The sequence below is a fragment of the Cellvibrio sp. GW822-FHT04B05 genome, assembly GCF_058800985.1.
The window spans coordinates 670,679-691,212 of the sequence record NZ_JBXAMU010000002.1 but is presented as its reverse complement, the minus strand read 5'-3'; the positions used below and the strand labels follow the sequence as shown (position 1 = coordinate 691,212).

Annotated in this window: 16 protein-coding genes; 10 read left to right on the top strand and 6 right to left on the bottom strand. The window is 48.3% G+C overall.

Translation table 11 applies throughout. The annotated features are described in order from the left end of the window. Positions 1–261 precede the first annotated feature (261 nt). Complete coding sequence (locus AC1RJL_RS08520) at positions 262–2,844, bottom strand: RICIN domain-containing protein (RefSeq protein ID WP_492912892.1); 2,583 nt, start codon at positions 2,842–2,844, stop codon at positions 262–264. 640 nt (positions 2,845–3,484) lie between these two features. Here AC1RJL_RS08520 and AC1RJL_RS08515 point away from each other — a divergent pair. Both AC1RJL_RS08515 and AC1RJL_RS08510 read left to right on the top strand, forming a co-directional pair. Beyond that, entirely contained in the window at positions 3,485–3,958 is a 474-nt protein-coding gene (locus AC1RJL_RS08515; protein ID WP_492912890.1) for a MaoC/PaaZ C-terminal domain-containing protein, read from the top strand. 106 nt (positions 3,959–4,064) lie between these two features. After that, positions 4,065–4,994: a hypothetical protein gene (locus AC1RJL_RS08510; protein ID WP_492912888.1), complete on the top strand. Its 930-nt coding sequence runs from the start codon at positions 4,065–4,067 to the stop codon at positions 4,992–4,994. Here the strand turns inward: AC1RJL_RS08510 and AC1RJL_RS08505 are convergent. Genes AC1RJL_RS08505 through pyrC form a run of 3 tightly spaced genes read right to left on the bottom strand, consistent with a single transcriptional unit; the run spans position 4,976 to position 7,081 of the window. Further along, entirely contained in the window at positions 4,976–5,326 is a 351-nt protein-coding gene (locus AC1RJL_RS08505) for an MmcQ/YjbR family DNA-binding protein (protein ID WP_492912886.1), read from the bottom strand. The genes AC1RJL_RS08510 and AC1RJL_RS08505 overlap by 19 nt on opposite strands. A 36-nt stretch (positions 5,327–5,362) precedes the next feature. Further along, on the bottom strand, positions 5,363–6,034 hold the full coding sequence (rnt, locus tag AC1RJL_RS08500) for a ribonuclease T (protein ID WP_492912884.1): 672 nt from the start codon (positions 6,032–6,034) through the stop codon (positions 5,363–5,365). 9 nt (positions 6,035–6,043) lie between these two features. Further along, entirely contained in the window at positions 6,044–7,081 is a 1,038-nt protein-coding gene (pyrC, locus tag AC1RJL_RS08495) for a dihydroorotase (RefSeq protein WP_492912882.1), read from the bottom strand. 233 nt (positions 7,082–7,314) lie between these two features. Here pyrC and AC1RJL_RS08490 point away from each other — a divergent pair, with 233 nt between their 5' ends. Together AC1RJL_RS08490 and AC1RJL_RS08485 are read left to right on the top strand one after the other, a co-directional pair. Further along, positions 7,315–8,415: a MotY family protein gene (locus tag AC1RJL_RS08490; RefSeq protein ID WP_492912880.1), complete on the top strand. Its 1,101-nt coding sequence runs from the start codon at positions 7,315–7,317 to the stop codon at positions 8,413–8,415. A 194-nt stretch (positions 8,416–8,609) separates the two neighbouring features. Then, the gene (locus AC1RJL_RS08485; protein WP_492912878.1) at positions 8,610–10,016 is read left to right on the top strand and encodes a Do family serine endopeptidase; all 1,407 of its coding nucleotides are present in this window, start codon (positions 8,610–8,612) and stop codon (positions 10,014–10,016) included. A gap of 112 nt (positions 10,017–10,128) precedes the next feature. On the opposite strand, the gene AC1RJL_RS08480 is transcribed toward AC1RJL_RS08485, so the two are convergent. Beyond that, on the bottom strand, positions 10,129–11,673 hold the full coding sequence (locus tag AC1RJL_RS08480; protein WP_492912876.1) for a tryptophan halogenase family protein: 1,545 nt from the start codon (positions 11,671–11,673) through the stop codon (positions 10,129–10,131). A 471-nt stretch (positions 11,674–12,144) separates the two neighbouring features. Between AC1RJL_RS08480 and lepA the strand changes: the two genes are divergently transcribed. The 6 genes from lepA to recO all read left to right on the top strand — a co-directional run bounded on the left by lepA (position 12,145) and on the right by recO (position 17,705). Beyond that, complete coding sequence (lepA, locus tag AC1RJL_RS08475; RefSeq protein WP_492912874.1) at positions 12,145–13,944, top strand: translation elongation factor 4; 1,800 nt, start codon at positions 12,145–12,147, stop codon at positions 13,942–13,944. Positions 13,945–13,977: 33 nt separating this feature from the next. Continuing rightward, positions 13,978–14,826: a signal peptidase I gene (gene lepB / locus AC1RJL_RS08470; RefSeq protein ID WP_492912872.1), complete on the top strand. Its 849-nt coding sequence runs from the start codon at positions 13,978–13,980 to the stop codon at positions 14,824–14,826. A 57-nt stretch (positions 14,827–14,883) separates the two neighbouring features. After that, positions 14,884–15,312, top strand: a complete 429-nt coding sequence (locus tag AC1RJL_RS08465; RefSeq protein ID WP_492912870.1) for a DUF4845 domain-containing protein — start codon at positions 14,884–14,886, stop codon at positions 15,310–15,312. A 3-nt stretch (positions 15,313–15,315) separates the two neighbouring features. Then, positions 15,316–15,996 (top strand): ribonuclease III, encoded by a 681-nt coding sequence (gene rnc, locus AC1RJL_RS08460; protein WP_492912868.1) that lies wholly within the window; start codon positions 15,316–15,318, stop codon positions 15,994–15,996. 65 nt (positions 15,997–16,061) lie between these two features. Beyond that, positions 16,062–16,988, top strand: coding sequence for a GTPase Era (era, locus tag AC1RJL_RS08455; RefSeq protein WP_492912866.1), 927 nt, complete (start codon positions 16,062–16,064; stop codon positions 16,986–16,988). 9 nt (positions 16,989–16,997) lie between these two features. Continuing rightward, positions 16,998–17,705: a DNA repair protein RecO gene (recO, locus tag AC1RJL_RS08450; protein ID WP_492912864.1), complete on the top strand. Its 708-nt coding sequence runs from the start codon at positions 16,998–17,000 to the stop codon at positions 17,703–17,705. Between the two features lie 13 nt (positions 17,706–17,718). Here the strand turns inward: recO and AC1RJL_RS08445 are convergent, their stop codons facing one another. Continuing rightward, positions 17,719–20,523 carry a response regulator gene (locus tag AC1RJL_RS08445; RefSeq protein ID WP_492912862.1) on the bottom strand — a complete coding sequence of 935 codons (2,805 nt, stop codon included), beginning with the start codon at positions 20,521–20,523 and terminating at the stop codon, positions 17,719–17,721. Positions 20,524–20,534: the final 11 nt, after the last annotated feature.

Sequence of the window (20,534 nt, the reverse complement as noted above, 5' to 3'; positions counted from 1 at the left end):
AAAAAGGATCGTATTCATAAGTGTGGCTATTAACTAACGTTATTATGTGTAACAACTTCAGGATGATGAAATTGTCCTGTCTGTGAAGTTAATGTCTGCTTTTGATCTGTTTGTCAGTAAATCTAGCACCTACTGTAAAATGAGCGTGAAGTTTTTATTGTCCTGTGATCCATAAACAAAAAACCACGCCCAAGGGCGTGGAAACTGCAGTTATAAACAGCAGGAGTCTTGTGCCAGCAACGCTGGTACTGACAGGTACGACTATTTCACCTGGAATTGCCACTGTTGATTGGCGCCACCGGAATAGTCCCATTGTTGGATGGCCGTTCCATCATTTGATGAAAGGTCTTTGACATCCAATGATTTGTTACTGTTTTTTGCGATCACCTTAAAGTAACCGTTACCCAAGTCAGTAATAATCCAGTTTTGATTAGTGCCATTGGAAAAGTCCCACTGTTGGATTACCGCTCCATTATTGGTAGATACACCGCTGACATCCAGGGATTTACCGCTACTGTTGCTAATGATTTTGTAGGTGTTGCCTGACAATTGCGTCACCGTCCACAATTGGTTTGCCCCGCCACCAAAACTCCACTGCTGAATAACCGCGCCGTTATTGCTGGAGTTATCGCGTACATCCAGCGCCTTGCCGCTGTGTTTGGAAATGATGGCGTAGGTGCGTCCGGAAATAATTCCGGCGATAACGCTTGAGTTTGATTGGGTAGAACTTGATTTGCTGGAACTGACGGCGGTACTGCTTACACTTATCGAACTGGATGAGCGGCTTGAACTAACAGAGCTGGAAAGTTTACTCGAGCTTGCGAGGCTGGATGTTGTGCTTGAACTTATCGCGCTACTGCTCAGCATCGGGGAACTACTGGAATTGTCCGCGATATTCAAGGTGAAATTATTCAGGTTCACTTCCGGTCCGCTGAATCTGATACGAATAATTTGCTCGCCGGCAGCCAGTGTAATATTACCCGCGTTTACACTGCTCCATGCATTCCAATCTCCTGTCGATGGGATGCTGGTGGTGGATAACACCTGCCCATTCACTAGCAGTTGGATCTGACCAGTGGTTTGCGGGGTAGCGACGCGATAATTCACATTGTAAATGCCAGCCTGTTGTACCTTGACGCTATATTCCAGCCATTCCCCCTGGGCTACCCAGCCGATGTTGTAGCCGGATTGTCCGTTATCGATAGTGGTTGAAATATCCACGTCAGTGGTGCGATAAGCCCCGCCATTATTGCCACTGGTAGTGTCCGAATAAGTTAAACCCTGGCAGCCCAAGTCAAAGTTTTCCGCTTCAACGGTTCCCGGAATAGTGAATGCTTGTCCGGTGTAAGGCGAGCGAGTGCCGTTACAAGGTGTGCACACTTTCACGTCCGCGCTGCTGGTGCAAGAACCCAATGTGGTTACCGTATAGTTGTAGCAAGTTTCTCCCATCAATCCAAAGTCATTAAATGATGTAGTGTTTGCGGCTAGGGTGGTAAGTTGAACGCCGTCGCGAGTAATTCGATAACCGTCCTCCCCGCTGTTGTTGTCTTGCCAATTGAGTGTGATGTTAGAAAAAGACGTAGCGGTTCCGGTGAGTAATCCCGGCGCTTTTATTGAGCAAGCAGGTTTGGTTCCATCATAAAAATCCTGATGCCACACCAACCCGGGTGCGCCATTGCGAATATTGTTTTGCGCAAATGTGATCATGCCGGGATAGCTGCCAGCCACATTGGCATTGTTATTAATTGCAGAGACAACCGAGCTGTAAACCGAATTTGGAACGATGGTCCACAGGGTTTTGTCGTGAGACATTTTTTTGAATGACCACGCAAATGAACCGGCAATATTAGCGGCAGACCAATCCGCCATGGTGCGCAGGTTTGCGCTGGTGTCTTCACCGTATTCACCCAGAATTAATGGGACACCCATGCGGTTGGTAATGTCATCGCGCAGGTATAAATCTGCTAACCATGCGGTATTACCGAAAATATAATGGTGGGTTTCCACTACCAGATTATTATCCCAACGGCTGGTAATGCCGGTTCTACTTTGGGTGGTGGCGTTGGTCCAATCCAGCACATTTAAATCTGATCCCCACCAATCGCCTTCAACCACAATAATGTGGTTGTTATCGACTTCGCGAATGGCGTTGCGCATAGCAATAAGCGATGGAAGTAATTCGTAGCTTCTATTTGGTTGGGTTACCGGTTCGTTAATTAAATCGTAGCCCCAGATGATGGGTTCATTTTTATAATAATTAGCGATGTGCTTCCATACCTGGCTTGCAATGGCAACATTGTTACCATCCCAAAATTTTACTGAGGTACGTGGCTGGCCTGCATTGGAATCCACATTGTCGCTATGGTCACCAGGGTTTTGATAACCGGGCGCGGCATGCATATCCAACAGGACATACATTTTATGTGTTCTGCAATAACTGATCAGTCGATCCAGATATTGGAACCCGTGATTACTCAGTGCGCCGTTTTGCCAAAACATATTGTAATGAAAAGGAACTCGCACCGAGTTATAGCCTAAATTTTTCAAATCAATAATCGTTTGCTCGGTAACGTAGTTCAAACGCCACTGGTGTTCAAATTCTTTGGCTTTGGCCATATCGCCGAATGCAGTACCCAGGCTATTTAAAAATTGCGTATGGGTGCGATAATTAAAATCGCCCATCATCAAATAACCTTCCCACAACAACCAATTGCCAAGGTTCATACCGTTGAAATAAAGCGGAGCACCATTTTCATCGACAATTTTTGTGCCATTGGTGTGTACGTATTGGGCGGAGGCTTCTGTGCCAAATAAGCTGGCCGCCATTAGTGTAGCGATGGACACGACTTGTTTTAACCTTGTGCGTGGCCGAATTGAATTTAATAGTTGATATATTCTGGACATAAAATCCTCACGTTATTCATTTATTAAAAGGAGATTGATGCGTTGTGAACCTGCTTTTCCTCCCGATCTTATTATTCAATTGCGTACCCATGCGGGAGTGATAAACGGGATAAACCACCGGCGTGATTTATGGTGGGAAAGTACAAAAAAATGATTTCGTTGTAGTCTGAAAAAAGGAAAATGCAGCGAGAGTAAATATGCATACCTGCTCGTTCGATTGAGGAATTTATTCATACGCCGTTTTAGTGGCACACTGCTAACCTGGCTAGCACTGCCTTATAAGCGGAATTATTTTCGGTAGCATTTTTTAATTGTTTACATATCAAGGGTTTGCTTGGATAAGGTGATTATTCATACCTATACAGAGTGAAAGTGGGATGGATATTGGGGTGTCGGCAAGCGAAAAGTGCGCGCAAGGTTATCGATTGAATGAATATGGGTGCTTATAGCAATTGAGTAATAGGTCGCGATGATTTTTTGTTGGTGGCTGCCCGTAAATCGACAGGCGAAAACACAGCGAGATGGATTAAAATGAGCACCAAATTGCAACATCATCCTACAGCGACATTGAGCTTCTGCCATGACTTCAATTGAAAACTTCCCTATTGACGAACTTGCTGTTGGCCAAAGTGCCAGCTATAGCAAAACCCTGACGGAACAGGATGTGATCCTGTTTGCGGCGTGTTCCGGCGATTTAAACCCCGTGCATATCGACAAACACTATGCCGCTAGCACTGTTTTCGGCGAACCGATTGGCCATGGCATGTGGACGGGCGCTTTAGTGTCTGCTGCTGTCGCCATGCGCTTGCCCGGGCCGGGTTCTGTCTATCGTGGCCAAAGCCTCAATTTCAAACATCCGGTCAAAATCGGCGATACAGTGACAGTCACCCTTGCAGTCAGTAAAATTAAAGCGCGGATTAAATTAGTAACATTGGACTGCGAAGCCCATAATCAGGACGGAAAGCTGATTGCCAAGGGTGTTGCCGAGGTAATTGCACCGGCACAAAAGCAGCAGGTGGCGATTGGCGTTTTGCCGGACATTGCGATTGGATAATGTGTTTTCTGTCTCCCATCCGATTTTTCATCATCTACACTTATCAATAATCTGTTAACCGATTATCCATCTTCTGTCGTCTGACGCAGCATTGAGTGCTATTGCAATGAGATTCATTCAGTATTTTATTGTGCTAGCACTTATCGCGATGCATCCCCGGCTTTATGCCGATGATGAGTCCTTCAGCTCTGCACCGGCGCTCTTGTCTCCATCACCCGTTGTTATTCTGGTTCCCCCAACTGTGCTCGACAATGTGCGCACTATTTTGCGCGCGGACGAATCGCCTGAAACATTTGATGATTTTGCGCGAACGGGAGTTTCCCGTGACATGACTGATTATGTCTTGCTGCGGCGAGCGCTGGCAGCGGGCGGTAATAAATATCCCGTCGTTGCCGAGCCCTGGTTTGATGTGAGTTATGATCGTGTGGTGCTTCGTTTACGCTCGGGACATGCTACGGTATTTAGCAACGGCATCTGGCGCGAAGATATTGCTGCGGATGATCGGCAACTGAAAACCTCATCACCATTATTGCGCTACGGTGAAATGGAGGTTGGGCTTTATATGAACCCGCAGAATCCTAAATTGAAGACAACCAAAACGTTGGAGGATGTACGCAAGCTCACAACAGTGTCGAGTAAGCAGTGGCGTCCCGACTGGAATGCATTAAAAGGATTGGGATTGGCTGCAGTAAACGACAACGTGTATTGGGAAAGTATGGTGAAGATGGTGCATACCCGGCGAGTGGATTTTATGTTGAGCAGCTTTTCTTCTCGCGCTGATTTAAGTTATCAGGCAATGGGAATTACGCTGGTGCCGATACAGGGATTGAAGGTAAAACTGGCGGGTAGCCGGGGCTGGATGGTGAGCCTTACCCATCCTGCGGGTGTTGAAGCTTATGCGGCGATTGAAAAAGGTCTGGCGGTGCTGCGTGAGCAAGATGTTATTGCGCGTGCGTATCGTGCGTCTGGTGTTATCAATGAGCAGGTAGCAGACTGGACGGTATTAAATCCCGAGCTTCACAACAACAACAGATGAGCTGCGGATTTCCCTAAATTTTTAACTACCAGTGCATAGGAATTATCGATCATTCTTTTCACCTCCGCATCGGGAATAGAGCCGTTGATGACGAGCGTATTCCAGTGCTTTTTATTCATGTGATATCCGGGTAACACTGCATCAAATACCATGCGCAGTTGCTCGGCTTCGGCCGGATCGCATTTCAGGTTAATGCGTTTTTCATTCGCGCTGCTGAAGACCAGCGCAAACATTTTATCGCGCACTTTGTACACCGCAGCCTCGGGGCCAAAGGGAAAATCCTCAACGGCCTCGGGTTTATCGAGCAAGTACTTTTTCAGATTAAATGCCATGTGTTGACCTCATGTGGAAAACAAACAGGCTGCGATTTATTCAATATCGTCGTCGGCATTGCCCGCAAAAGAATCCCAGCCGCCCAACTCTTTCCAGCGATTGACTATCACGCAAAATAATTCGGCGGTTTTTTCTGCATCGTAAGCGGCAGAGTGCGCGGCGCTATTGCTGAATTCCAAACCGGCAACCTGACACGCTTTGGCAAGCACGGTTTGGCCAAACGCGAGTCCGGCGAGGGTAGCCGTGTCGAATACCGAGAATGGGTGAAACGGGCTGCGTTTGATATTGCAGCGGTCGATCACCGCGTTCACAAAATTCAAATCAAAATGGGCGTTATGTCCGACAATCACCGCACGCGTGCAGCCATTTTCTTTTACCGCACGACGCACGGCGTTGAGCAAATCGGTCATCACCATTAATTCCGGCTCTGCCATACGCTCCGGGTTATCGAGATCTATGCCGGTAAAATCCAGCGCCGCTTGCTCAATATTCGCGCCCTCAAAAGGCTCGACATGAAACGAAAAGGTTTCATGTCGATGTAAAAAGCCCCCTTGATCCATACGGATAGTCACCGCAGCAATTTCCAGCAAGGCGTCGGTTTGCGAATTAAAGCCGCCGGTTTCCACATCGACAATCACTGGCAGAAATCCGCGAAAGCGCTGCGCCAAAGGTGAGTCAGGATCGCGGGAGTTTTCAGGTGGATTCACACATTAACCTTAAGCAGTCTGTAACTGCCAGCGGAGGGTTTCACCGGCGCGCAAGGGCACCAGCGGTTGATCGCCTAAATCCAAACTGTCCGGCGCTTGCCAGTCTTTTTTGATCAGGGTGATGGTATCGGTATTGCGCGGGAGATTGTAAAAATCTGGCCCGAAATGGCTGGCGAAGGCTTCAAGTTTATCGAGCGCACCGGCATCTTCAAAGGCTTCGGCATAAAGCTCAATGGCGGCATAGGCGGTGTAGCTACCGGCACAACCGCAGGCGGCTTCTTTTCTATCTTTGGCGTGGGGGGCTGAATCAGTGCCCAAAAAGAATTTCGGGTTGCCGCTGGTCGCCGCCTTGATCAGCGCTTGCTGATGGGTGCTGCGCTTGAGAATGGGCAGACAGTAATAGTGCGGGCGAATATTGCCGGCGAGCATGTGGTTGCGGTTGTACAGCAGGTGATGCGCGGTGATAGTCGCTGCTACATTATCCGGCGCGTCGGCAACAAATTGGGCGGCATCGGCGGTAGTGATATGTTCCAGTACCATTTTCAGCGCGGGGAAGTCTGTCACTACCTGGCTGAAAGTGCGGTCGAGAAAAACTTTTTCGCGGTCGAAAATATCAATCGCACTGTCGGTTACTTCGCCGTGCAGCAGAAAATGCATGCCGGCATTTTGCATGGCCGCGAGCACCGGGTAGATCTTTTTCAGGTCGGTCACGCCGGAGGCCGAATTGGTCGTTGCACCGGCGGGATAGAGTTTACAGGCGGTGACGCCGTTAGCCTTGGCGATAGCGATTTCAGCCGGTTCGGTATTGTCGGTCAGGTAAAGCACCATAAGCGGTTCAAACTGGCTGCCTTCCGGGCGTGCGGCGAGGATGCGTTCTTTATAGGCCTGCGCCTGCTCGGCATTCATCACCGGCGGTACGAGGTTGGGCATCACAATCGCGCGCGCGAACTGGTGCGCGGCATCGCCTACGGTACGGACGAGGGAAGCGCCATCGCGCAGGTGGATGTGCCAATCGTCGGGGCGGGTCAGGGTTAGCTGTTGGGTCATGGGGCGGGCAATTCCGTAGCAATACGAATAACAATTAAGTAGTAAACAGGTAATAAGTAACAAGTAAACAAATAGATGAACCGATAGGCAAGCGAATAATCGGCCAAAAGTGGCGCATCCTACCAAAATTGACCCCAATCCGCAGCCTTAATTCCTGATCCTGCAATAGTCAGCATTCTCCGGCGAGCTGGCTATACTCGGTAGATCACTGTTTTATGCGATTGGACCTGCTCATGCCGCTGCTGTCTTTGTACCGCTCAAGCCCTTTGATCTTGCTGGTTATTGTCTTTAGCCAGAGTGCATCGCTTGCTGCGCAAACATATAGTGCCAGTTTCAACGACGCTGAGTGGAGCGCACGATCGGGACCATTCGCTTGTAGTTTGAGCCATGGCATCCCCGGTTTCGGCAGCGCGCGTTTTGTACGGAATGCGGGAGCGGGTGAGTTTTTTGAGTTGAAAAATAATAGCCAGGTATTCCTGTCCGGTGTGGTAAAAATTGAATCTGTCCCTCCCGTGTGGCGCAGTGATAGCGGCCCTGTGGCGCTGGGTCAGGTACAGGCCAATACCAGGCAACCTTTGCGGTTAGCGACGGATGCGCAGATCCGGGCAATTAGCAGATCATTGGAGCAGGGCACCAATGTGGTGTTCAGCAGTACGCAGGTAGGTTCAAACGGCAGCAGCCTGCGCGTAGCATTGGAAGCGCATAATTTCCTCCAGGCTTATGGCAAATATCAACGCTGTATTGCGGAGTTAATTCCTTACACGTTTGACCAACTTTCGCGCACGCTCATTAATTATGCGCCGAATGCGGATGAACTCAGCGCAGCGGCAAAAAGCCAGCTCAATAAAATCATGCGCTATACCAAAGCTGATCCCCGCGTGCTGGGAATTATTGTGGATGCCCACAGCGAAAAGTTGTCCACGCCGGAAGAAGGTGAGGTCGCCGCGCAAAAACAGGCAGAGTTGGTAACGGCATACCTTATTGATAAAGGATTGGGTGCAGACACTATTACCACGCGTTGGCATGGCGATAAATTCCCAATTGCCAATAATCAAAATAAAGCCGGACAAGCCAAAAATCGGCGAGTGACGATTCGGCTGGAAAATGAAGCCACACGCAAGGAAATGGAAAAGAAAATCGCAGCGATAAAAGATGCCGAACAAAAAGCCGCTGAACAAAAAGCAGCAGCTGAAAGCTCGAGCCAGTCACAGTTATCGGTGCAGTCATCATCGGCCGGTGCAGAGTTGCCGGTAAATCTGCAGGAATTGGAAAAAATGGTCGAGCAACAAAATCTCACCAGAGGCCAGCAGCCCACTGCAAAACCGACACCGTAAATTAATTTACCGCCAGCCTTTCATATTTTTTACTTGCATTTTTTTAGCACAATTCCCAAATCATTCTTAACCCGGAATTTATTTCCGGGTTGGAATTTTTTTTGAACTGACCAGTCTCATGTTGCGAGCAGCGGCTGATTGCTTTGCGTAGCGCGAACCATTCCCGGCTGTTGAATATTCCTAAGGAGCCTTGTATGTACAAAATGACTGCCAAATGGGCGAGTCTTACCGCAGTAGTTACCTTAATTCTATTACCTGTCACCAGCGTTGCCGCCGAACTGCCGGATTTCACCCGGTTAATTGAACAGCATTCTCCGGCGGTGGTAAAAATTACCGCTGTATCCAAAGGCGACCTTACCCGGACGCCGCAACAATTGCCGCCCAACATGGAAGGTTTGCCCGATATTTTTCGCGAATTGTTGGAGCGCCGCCAAGCGCCGCGCGATCGCGGCTCGCTTGGCTCCGGTTTTATTATTTCCAGCGATGGCTATGTGTTGACTAATGACCACGTGGTTGATCGGATGGACACCATTACCGTGATCCTCAACGATCAGCGTGAATACACCGCAAAATTGGTGGGCAGCGATGAGCGCTCAGATCTGGCGTTGTTAAAAGTCGATGCCAAAGATTTGCCGACCCTTACACTGGCCAAAAATGAAACACTTAAAGTGGGGCAGTGGGTAGTTGCAATCGGTTCACCGTTTGGCCTGGACTATTCTGCCAGTGCGGGTATTGTCAGTGCTATCGGTCGCAGCATCCCGTCGGCGCGCAGCGAGAGTAATTACGTCCCGTTTATCCAAACCGATGTCGCTATCAACCCCGGCAACTCCGGTGGCCCGCTGTTTAATATGGACGGAGAGGTAGTCGGTATTAACTCGCAAATTTATTCGCCCAGTGGTGGCTCTGTCGGTCTTTCATTTGCAATTCCATCCTCGCTTGCGATTGATGTGGTGGCGCAATTAAAAGATAAAGGTCGCGTTGATCGCGGTTGGCTGGGGGTAATGATCCAGGATGTGGACAAAAACCTCGCCAGTTCACTCGGGATGAATAAGCCTATGGGGGCGCTGATCAGCGAAGTGGATAGTGAGGGTCCAGCGGCGAAATCCGGTTTGAAAGCGGGTGATTTGATTATCAAATTTAACGGTAGCGACGTACATACTTCCAGCGATTTGCCGTACCTTGTTGGTCGCACTGCGCCGAAATCCAAAGTGCCGGTGATTATTATGCGCAAAGGCAAAGAACAATCCTTGAATGTCACCGTCGGTATTTTGCCGGTATCGCCCGCTGAGGCTGCTACACGTCCGGCTACGGCACCGGCCACTAACCCGGTGGATATACTTGGTCTGGTGGTCGGTAATCTGGAGCAAACCCAGCGTGGAGGTGCGGAATCCGGTGTGGTCGTACGCGATGTAAAACAAGGCAGTCCTGCTGCCGAGGCGGGCATACAGATTGGCGATATCATCACCCAACTGGCCTTTGCCGATATCAAGTCATCTGCTGATTACGCCAAGGTAGTGAAAAGCTTGCCTAAAAATGAACCTCAAGCAATTCGCTTTTATCGCCAGGATCGCCCGGTGTTTAGATCAATAGTAATCAAATAACGGTATAGCTAACTGCGACAATTCTCCTCCAATGCTGGATAACAATATTTGATGGAAAACCGGTTGCGCCGCTGTATTGCGGCGCAACCGTTAGCGGCTAGATAATATTGTATCAATGCTTTTTAATGCCACGTTTTGGCGATGTGACTGAGTCTGGAACTGGAGCAGGATAGTTATCGCGCAAGAATTGTCCATGGCTCGGGAGTGTATCTACGTAGTTGTTTAATTGCGGTAGAACGGCGTCCAGCGTTTTGGTCAAGTAATCCGTCGGTATGCGGTCGATTGACGGGCTGTAAGTATGCGGTCGTACTTTCATACCCTCCATAACCGCTTGCCAGCTTGGTTCGTTGAACAAGTTATCTACACCTTCCCTCAAAGAGCCATTGGCACGAAACAATTCGATTTTTTCCTGTAGGCTGTCTGGTACTTTGGCTGCACGTACGTCACGCCAGAAAGCGGTGTCTTCACGTGCGGTAGTACAATAGTGCAGGACGACGAAATCCTTGATCTCTTCGTAATCCGCTGCCATGCGTCGGTTATATTCCTTCTGTAGGGCTGGATCTACTCCGTTTTTGGGGTAAAACCGGATGAAGAAATCCATGGACCTATAGATGAGGTGTATAGCCGTTGATTCCAATGGTTCGATAAAGCCACCGGCCAGACCAACGGCGATACAGTTTTTGTGCCATAACTCGCGGCGCATTCCCGTTTTGAACGGGACGATCCATGGGTCAGTTGTTTGCTCTCCTTCAAGTTGTGGCAGGAAGGAATCCAGAGCTTGTTGGTCGGTAATATGTGAGCTTGAAAATACGTAACCATTTCCAGAACGATGTTGTAGCGGAATACGCCAGCGCCATCCAGCGTCCTGCGCGCCAGCATAGGTATAAGGATGCGGCTCATTAATATTGGTCGTCTGGGTTGTAATGGCGCGATCACACAGAAGCTCATTTGACCAATCGACAAAGGGTACATTGAGCGCCTTGGTGGTCAGAATTGAGCGGAAGCCTGAGCAGTCCAGAAAAAAATCACCGTCAATGCGACGGCCATCCTGTAGCTCCACACCAGTGATATAGCCGGTATCGGGATGCTGATGAACTTGCGTCACTATCCCTTCGTGGCGTTTGACTCCCTTCTTTTCCGCATAACTACGCAGAAAATTGGCGGCGAGATGCGCATCAATATGTACGGACATACTGGCTGAACTGATAGGAGTATTAGGTGCCATCGCTGGCAACATAAATTTCCCTTTTCTTGCCATCACAGTGGCTGGTGCGAAATCCTGTAATTCAGATGGATGGCCATTTTGCTTGGCGCGTAACCAACAGTGATAAAAGTTATTGCCTTGGATAGGACCTCCAGCATGTCCGAAGGGGTGATAATAAGTTTCTCCCTTGGTGTGCCAGTCATCGAATTTGATGCCCAATTTAAAGGCGCCCTGAGTGGCGATGATAAAGTCTTTAATGCTAATACCCAGCCGATGCACTAGCTGCAAAATGGGTGGAACCGTAGACTCACCGACGCCTATGATGCCGATTTGTTCTGATTCAATCAGCTCTATTTCCGGTTGTCCTTTCGGTAAAAACTCGGAAAGGATTGCCGCGCACATCCAGCCAGCTGCTCCGCCACCAACGATAACTATTTTTTTTATTTCACTCATTTCACGCCTCCATAAATGCACTGTATTTTTATTAAGTCAGTAGCATTCCAGTAATTTTATTTTAAGTATTTGTAATTTATTCGGTTGGGTATTTTGTGTCCGACAATGTGGTTTGCTAACCAATATTGCGCAATAGGCCGGGAATGATTCGACATGGTTTTTGTATTGGAGGCTCCTTAGTCGCGCACAGGTTTAAAGCGGCGATAATGTGTTTGTGGGATTATTTGCTGGCGAACTGCGTATTAAACCGATGGATGGTAGCAAAGCCGGAGTAACACGCTGATCAGTTCTCACTATAGAGCTACAGGGTGATAGCTATCGTGAAACCCCCGTGCTGGATACTATTTTCTGACCATTTTGATCCGCAAGCTGCTCATGGCACCGCCCTATCAAATAGGCTAGAATGCCGCCCACTATTTTCACCCCCCATTCCCGGGGACTATTCCAACTTCCTAAAGTAGTTAAGCGCCTGTGACTGACCTGAGCCATATCCGTAACTTTTCCATCATCGCCCACATTGACCACGGTAAATCTACCATTGCCGACCGTTTTATCCAGATGTGCGGTGGCTTGAGTGACCGTGAAATGGAAGCGCAAGTACTTGATTCCATGGATCTGGAGCGCGAGCGTGGCATTACCATTAAAGCCCACAGCGTAACGCTCTATTACAAGGCGCGCGATGGAAAAACCTATCAGCTTAACTTTATCGATACTCCCGGCCATGTGGACTTCACCTATGAAGTATCCCGTTCGCTGGCGGCGTGTGAAGGTGCATTGCTGGTAGTGGATGCCGGGCAGGGCGTAGAAGCCCAGTCAGTTGCCAACTGCTACACCGCAATTGAACAGGGGTTGGAAGTAATTCCGGTCTTGAACAAGATGGATTTACCCCAGGCAGAGCCAGACCGCGTTGCACAGGAAATTGAAGATATTATCGGCATTGATGCTACCGAAGCCGTGCGCTGTTCGGCCAAGTCCGGCTTGGGTATGGAAGATGTATTGGAAGAATTAGTGCGACTGGTTCCGCCGCCGGTTGGTGATGTCGATGCACCGTTGCAAGCGCTGATTATCGATTCCTGGTTCGACAACTACCTCGGTGTTGTGTCGCTGGTGCGCGTAAAGCAGGGCACCCTGCGTTTGAAAGACAAAATCATTACCAAAACCATCGGCAAAGCACAGATTGTCGACGGGGTGGGTGTATTCAGTCCTAAACCAACCCAGTTAAAAGAGCTCAAAGCCGGTGAAGTAGGTTTTGTAGTTGCCGGTATCAAAGATATTCATGGCGCACCCGTGGGCGATACCATCACCCACGCACAAACCCCTGACGTTGAAGCGTTGGAAGGTTTCCAGAAGATCAAGCCGCAAGTTTACGCCGGTATGTTCCCGATCAGTTCCGATGACTTCGAAGATTTTCGCGAAGCGTTGGCCAAGCTGACCTTGAACGATGCCTCCCTGTTCTATGAACCCGAAAGCTCCGATGCATTGGGTTTCGGCTTCCGCGTTGGTTTCCTCGGCATGTTGCACATGGAGATCATTCAGGAACGTCTGGAGCGCGAATACGATCTCGACCTGATCACTACAGCTCCAACGGTAGTGTTCGAAGTGGTTAAGCGCGGTGGTGAGGTCATCTTTGTCGATAACCCGTCCAAGTTGCCTGACCCAGGCTCAATCGAAGAAATGCGCGAACCGATTGTTGAGGCCAACATCCTTGTGCCACAAGAACATTTGGGCAACGTGATTACGCTCTGTATCGAAAAGCGCGGCGTGCAAAAAGATTTGCAGTTCACCGGTTCCCAGGTGCGTGTGCGCTATGAATTACCGATGAATGAAGTGGTCACTGATTTCTTTGACCGGCTAAAGTCAGTCAGTCGCGGTTATGCCTCGTTGGATTACAGTTTTATCCGCTTCCAGGCCGCGAGTCTGGTGCGTTTGGATGTGTTGATCAACAGCGAGAAAGTAGATGCATTAGCGATTATTGTGCACCGCGACAAAGCGCACGGCATGGGGCGGTCGCTCACCGAAAAAATGAAAGAGTTGATCCCTCGTCAAATGTACGACGTTGCAATCCAGGCTGCTATTGGTGGTCAAATCGTTGCGCGTTCTACCGTAAAAGCCTTGCGTAAAGATGTGACCGCAAAATGTTACGGTGGTGATGCAACGCGGAAGAAAAAACTGCTGGAAAAACAAAAAGCCGGTAAGAAGCGTATGAAGCAAGTGGGTAGTGTTGAAATCCCGCAAGCGGCATTCTTTGCGGTATTAAAAATAGATAGCTAACCACGTGTTTGAATCACACGCTAAGGACTCTCAATGAGCAGTATTAACCTTCCTCTGATCCTCACGCTCGCGGTATTGATTACCGGCCTGGTATGGTTGTTTGATGTACTGGTATGGTCGCGCCCGCGCAAAGCAAAAGTTGCCGCGGTAGAAAAGCAATTTAGCGGTAGGGCATTGGAAACCGAGCAGCAAAAAGCGGCCTATGAAGAGGCTAAAGAGCTGGCATCCAGGGAACCGCTATTGGTTGAGTATTCAAAATCGTTCTTCCCGGTATTGTTTATTGTTTTCTTCCTGCGCTCGTTTTTGGTTGAGCCGTTCCAGATTCCATCGGGCTCTATGATCCCGACACTGGAAGTAGGTGACTTTATTCTGGTGAATAAATTTGCCTATGGCGTCCGTGCGCCAGTATTGAACAACACCATCATTCCTACGGGTAAACCCCAGCGCGGTGATGTGATGGTGTTTTTTCCGCCGCATCAACCTGATGTCTACTACATTAAGCGTGTAATTGGCGTGCCGGGTGACCACATCACTTATAACAATCATGTGTTGACCCTGAATGGTAAAGTGATTGAAGAAAAGTTGGTGGCAGAATTGCCAGCAGGTGCTCCGGTATTGCGCATGGTGACCGAGAATATTGACGGCAAAGAATTCACTGCCTATAAACATTTGCAGCCCAGCCGTTTAAGCCAGCATGGTTCCTGGGTCGTGCCGGAAGGTCATTACTTTATGATGGGTGACAACCGCGATAACAGCCTGGACAGCCGCGAGTGGGGTTTTGTGGGTGAAGAAGCAATCGTCGGTAAAGCATTTGCGGTGTGGATGCACTGGGATAGATTCCTGAGTATCCCGTCTTTTGATCATGTCGGCGTTATAAAATAAGTTCCTGTGCTAAGTTGATGACAGCCATTCCTTTCATCGGAGTCAAGTGCAATGAAAATGAACAATCTTAAATTGATCAAGCACCAGCGTGGTTTGGGGATGCTGCAATGGGCATTGGTGATTGCTATTGCCGGCTTCTTTTTATTATTTGCATTTAAGATAGTTCCGCTGTATGCCGAGAATCGCTATGTTGAATCTGCGCTTCGCTCGTTGGAAAACGGCGGGGAAAAATTGGAACAGATGACCGATGCTGAAATTTCCAAGAAACTCAATAATTTTTACATGATTAATAATGTCCGTAGTCCTGGTCCCACAAAAAATATCAAGATAGAGCGTGAAAGTGAAAAAGCCATAGTCACTGTAGATTATGAAACCCGTGTCCCTCTCTTTTACAATATTGATCTGGTGTTGAGCTTCCAAAATCACCTCGACAGCAGCCGTCCCGGGCAATGTTGTAAACCACCAGCGGTTCTGAAGACCAAGTAAGTTGTGCTAACTCTTAAATACCAGCGCCTTGAGCAACGTCTTGGCTATCATTTTGAAGATCAACGCCAGTTACAACTGGCGTTAACCCATCGCAGCCACGGCGCTACCAATAATGAGCGTCTTGAGTTTCTTGGCGATTCAATTTTGAATTTCATTGTGGGGGAGGTTTTATTCAAGCGGTTCCCCGAAGCACGTGAAGGCCAGTTGAGTCGTTTGCGCTCACAAATGGTAAAAGGCGATACATTGGCGGAGCTCGCGCGCGAATTTGAGTTGGGTGAATGCCTGGTACTGGGCGAGGGTGAAATGAAATCCGGCGGTCACCGGCGCGACTCTATTTTGGCTGATAGTGTTGAGGCGATTATAGGGGCTATTTACCTTGCCAGTGGTTTGGATGTTTGCCGTGAGCGAGTCCTTGTCTGGTTCGCGCCGCGCTTGAATGAACTGGGTCTCGATACCAGTGCCAAGGATTCCAAATCGCGTTTGCAGGAATATCTTCAGGCTCAACGCCAGCCCCTTCCCGAATATGTGGTTACCCGGGTTGGGGGTGAAGGGCACGCGCAAGTATTCACCATTGAATGCCGTGTTGTGCTTGCCAAGCAGCCCACCGTTGCTACGGCCTCAAGCCGCCGCGAGGCGGAAAAACAAGCGGCCGCATTAATGTTGGCGCATTTAAAAATCGATTGATATTTGTCTATTAGCGTTGATTAATAGACTGCCTGAATTTCCCATTTTCTCTTCTAGTATTTCTTATGACTTTTGATTCAGATACAGACCAGTCCGAACCTGCCGGCAGTCGCTGCGGTTATGTCGCTATTGTTGGCCGTCCCAATGTGGGCAAATCTACGCTGCTCAATCATATCCTCGGGCAAAAAATCAGTATCACTTCGCGCAAACCGCAAACCACTCGCAATGCTGTAGTCGGAATTAAGACCGAAGGCGATGTGCAGATCATTTTTGTCGATACTCCGGGTATGCACCTCGGGCAACAAAAAGCGATTAATCGCTATATGAATAAAGCTGCAACCAGCGCGATGAAAGATGTCGATGTGGTGGTGTTTGTGATTGATCGTTTTATTTGGACTGAAGAAGATGAGGCGGTGGCTGAAAAATTGCAGCACCTTAATTGCCCGATTATTTTGGCGGTGAACAAGGTCGATCAAATCGAAGATAAAGAAACGCTACTTCCGCATCTGCAGACTTTGTCAGAAAAATTAAGTGTTGCTGAAATTGTACCTATGTCGGCCTTGCGCAATACCAATCTGGATCGGTTGGAACGGCTTATTACCGAGAGATTGCCGGAAGGCATTCATCTGTATCCGGAAGACCAAATTACCGATCGCAGTTCGCGTTTTATGGCAGCGGAAATTGTACGCGAAAAAATTACTCGCCAGTTGGGTGATGAATTGCCTTACGAAATGGCAGTGGAAATTGAAGAGTTTAAACAGGAAGGTAATCTGCTCAATATTTCTGCATTGATTTTAGTTGAGCGCGATGGCCAGAAAAAAATTCTGATCGGCGATAGAGGTGCACGTATCAAATTGATTGGTACTGAAGCGCGCGTCGATATGGAAAAACTGTTTGAGCTGAAAATCATGCTTAAACTTTGGGTGAAAGTAAAATCCGGTTGGTCCGATGATGAGCGTGCCCTGCGCAGTCTCGGCTACAACGAATTCTAATCGAACATTATGCGTGTTGATCTGCAACCCGCTTATATCCTCCATGCTCGTCCCTATCGTGACACCAGTTTACTGATTGATTTTCTCACGCCTGATTTTGGGCGTGTTACAGCAGTCGCGCGCGGTGTGCGAAAAAATAAAACGCCTAAACGTCAACTCTTAAATCCATTCAGTCGCTTATTGGTTTGCTGGCAGGGCAAAACCGATATGAAACTGCTGACCAGTTTTGAATCGGATAATCATTTTTTAACCTTGACCGCCAATCATCTGTATTCCGGTTTCTATCTCAACGAATTGCTAGTGCGTTTGTTACCGGAGATGGATCGTCATAACGGACTTTATTTTGCGTACGAACAATGTCTTGTTGCGTTGCAGCGATGTGAGGATATTGAACCGCTGTTGCGCAAGTTCGAATTTCGCTTATTGGGCGAACTGGGTTATGGATTGGATTTTAGTATGGACGCGCGTAACGATTGCGAAATCCAGGCGCAAGGGTTTTATGAGTGTCACGTCCAGGAGGGTTTTTTTAGCGCAGCACCTGATATTCCGGAAGCGTTTTTATTGAAGGGTGAATGGTTGTTAGCAATAGCGCAAGGTGATTATTCCCTGTCTGCCACGCGCCTTGCCGCCAAACACCTTACACGTCGTATGTTGAAACCTTTGTTGGGTAATCGACCGCTCAACAGTCGCGCTTTATTTTTACAAACAAAAAAATAAAAGTGCCAACTGTTTAGGCCTCGGCTTTTTCCAAGCCAAACAAGGCATCAATATCTTTATCTCGTCCCCAATTAATTAAATCATCCAGTGCGTGGTTGAGCGCGGGTATTGCATCACGTGCCTGGTCATATTGTTTGCTTTGAAAAAGTTTGTCGAGCAGGCCGCTGATATGTTTCAAGCGCGGCACTCCGCAATAGCAACTACTGCCATACAGTTTGTGCACTAATTCTTCCAGTTCATCAAAGGCGTCGTTGGCGAGCGCAGCGTTAATTTGTTGTTTTTCACTTTCCAATCCGCTTAACAGCATACTGAGCATATCGCGTGCAAGGGCAGGTTTATTGTTCGCCAATTTCAGGCAAAGTTGGATATCCACTGACCCTGTAAGATCTTCAGTCGGTAGCGGTTCACGTACGTTATGGTTGATAGATTTTTCTTCTATCTGGATAACTACTTCTTTTTTGCCTGACAAACTCGCCCAGCGATTAATGATATGGGCCAATTGGGATTCGCTCACCGGTTTGCTAATACAATCATCCATGCCGGCAATTAACAGTTCTGCTTTTTGTTCGGTAATGGTGTGGGCAGTGAGGGCAATAATTGGAGTACGGCGCTTACCTTGCTCTAGTGCACGAATGTGACGAGTCGCTTCCATTCCATCCATTCCCGGCATTTGGATATCCATAAAAATTACATCGAACTCGTTGTCATGGCAGGCTTCAATAGCTTGCTTGCCAGTGCTTGCTTGCACCACCTGCGTGTTCAAGCCACGCAATAATTCCGAGGCGAGTTGCAGATTGGCGAGATTATCGTCCACCAACAATACTGACACACTCGGCTGTTGCGCATCTTCTTCATCTTGTTCGCGCATATCTTTAATGTGCAAATCCAATTGCCGCCCGAGGGTTTGCAATAGGGATTCATAGGCAATGGGTTTATTGATAAATAATACTTGCGAGCGTTCTGAATGGGTACGGAATAAGCGTTGGTGCGCAGGTGTACAACACGCGATCAGTGTGCAATTAAATTCTACATTCAATTGCTCGGCGAGGTTATTGAGCAACACCGGTGGAATTTTTCTTTCGTTGGGTGCGATGTCAAGAATTAGCAGATCGAAATTGCTATTGTTATTACGTGCATTACGCAGGATTGGGAAACAATCGTGGATTGCGGGAATGCTTTGGGTATTACCATTCCACTCGCGCAACAGGTTATCGATTTGTTTTACTGATGCCGGGTTTTCGCCGCAGAGCAGGATGCGATATTCGCTCAGGTTAGCCAGTTGGCTAATGGAAGGTTGACGTTTGTCGATGCCTAAACGTGCAGTAAACCAAAAAGTAGAACCTTGCTTGGGTTCACTGACGACACCGATTTCGCCGTGCATGCGTTCCACCAAACCTTTGCAGATTGCCAAGCCTAAACCTGTGCCTTCATGTTCACGCGTGCTGGACGAGTCAGCTTGGTTGAATGGGCTGAATAATTGGTCCTGTTCTTCGCGTGTAAGGCCTATACCTTCATCGCTAACGCATACTTTTAATGTAATTTGCGTTTCCTGCCGCTGCATAATACTGACATCAATCAGGATATTACCCGTGCTGCTGTATTTGATCGCATTGCTGACAAGATTGGAAAGCACTTGTTTAAAGCGCAGTGCATCGCCCAATAAATTTTTGGGAATACTGGATTCAACGTAATTAACCAGCTCCAGATTTTTTTCATGGGCGTCGGGCGCGAGAATATGAAGTACTTCGTCGATACAATTGCGAATCGGAACCGGCGCGTAATCGAGTGTGAGTTTGCCGGATTCAATTTTGGAAAAGTCGAGAATACCATTGATCACCGTGAGCAGGTTCTGCGCCGAATCGCGAATAGTTTCCAAATATTCCCGCTGCTGCTCATTGAGTTCTGTTTTCAATGCAAGGTTGATAAAACCGAGGATGCCGTTGAGCGGCGTGCGAATTTCGTGACTGGTATTGGCGAGAAATTCGGATTTTACCCGGCTGGCTTCCAATGCTTCCTTACGCGCTAAATCCAATTCAACGTTTTGGATTTCGATGGTTTCCAATGTCTCGCGTAAATCTTCAATCGCGTGATCAATGTGCGATTGCATATCTGCTTGTGCAGCTTCCATATAATCCGCCATGGTGTTGATGGCTTCTGCCAAGCCAAAAAATTCACTCGAATTTTGTTGTTCAACGCGCTCGCTCAAGCGCCCGCGAGCCAATGCGTGCACAATATTTTTAATGTGGTCGAGCGGGTCGGTAATGCGGTAATAAAGTGCAATCGCGAAATAAGCACCGATGATTAAACACAATAAGGTGAGGGCGATGGTAAGCACTATCGCTTCGTAACGCACCACGGCGTAGGGCGCCGCCATCAATTCGAGTTCGACCCAACCGATCGGATTTTTATTCTCAAGGTTAACCAATGGATGTGAGAAGCGCAGGGTGCGGTCCGTTTTTCGCTCCAATGACCGCTGCATATTGGGTTCGTGGGTGTCCTGGGTTGGCATAAATTGCGGGCCGCTGTGAAAGCTCTGATCCGTATCGGTGTAGTAGGCATGCACTGCGCGAATATAAGGTTCTTCGATTGAAGCATCGAGAATGTACTGGACCAGTTCGCGGTTATTTTCCAACATGGGTTTATGCAGCAAGTGCGCCGTTTTTTGCGCGAGTACACTGCCGCGCAAGTCGATAAATTTATTGATTTGCGAAATGCAGAGATAAGTGAGACTGATGGCAATCAGGATAACGATGCTGATGGAGGGAATGAAAATCAGTCGCCAGACATCGGATTTAATGCTGCTGCGTTTATTCTTCATGGAGGGTTAGC

Bases quoted from the DNA above. Each gene is read 5' to 3' on its own strand.
- AC1RJL_RS08515 (WP_492912890.1), top strand. From the start codon at position 3,485: ATGACTTCAATTGAAAACTTCCCTATTGACGAACTTGCTGTTGGCCAA.
- AC1RJL_RS08510 (WP_492912888.1), top strand. From the start codon at position 4,065: ATGAGATTCATTCAGTATTTTATTGTGCTAGCACTTATCGCGATGCAT.
- AC1RJL_RS08505 (WP_492912886.1), bottom strand. From the start codon at position 5,326: ATGGCATTTAATCTGAAAAAGTACTTGCTCGATAAACCCGAGGCCGTT.
- pyrC (WP_492912882.1), bottom strand. From the start codon at position 7,081: ATGACCCAACAGCTAACCCTGACCCGCCCCGACGATTGGCACATCCAC.
- AC1RJL_RS08490 (WP_492912880.1), top strand. From the start codon at position 7,315: ATGCCGCTGCTGTCTTTGTACCGCTCAAGCCCTTTGATCTTGCTGGTT.
- AC1RJL_RS08485 (WP_492912878.1), top strand. From the start codon at position 8,610: ATGTACAAAATGACTGCCAAATGGGCGAGTCTTACCGCAGTAGTTACC.
- AC1RJL_RS08480 (WP_492912876.1), bottom strand. From the start codon at position 11,673: ATGAGTGAAATAAAAAAAATAGTTATCGTTGGTGGCGGAGCAGCTGGC.
- lepB (WP_492912872.1), top strand. From the start codon at position 13,978: ATGAGCAGTATTAACCTTCCTCTGATCCTCACGCTCGCGGTATTGATT.
- AC1RJL_RS08465 (WP_492912870.1), top strand. From the start codon at position 14,884: ATGAACAATCTTAAATTGATCAAGCACCAGCGTGGTTTGGGGATGCTG.
- era (WP_492912866.1), top strand. From the start codon at position 16,062: ATGACTTTTGATTCAGATACAGACCAGTCCGAACCTGCCGGCAGTCGC.
- recO (WP_492912864.1), top strand. From the start codon at position 16,998: ATGCGTGTTGATCTGCAACCCGCTTATATCCTCCATGCTCGTCCCTAT.
- AC1RJL_RS08445 (WP_492912862.1), bottom strand. From the start codon at position 20,523: ATGAAGAATAAACGCAGCAGCATTAAATCCGATGTCTGGCGACTGATT.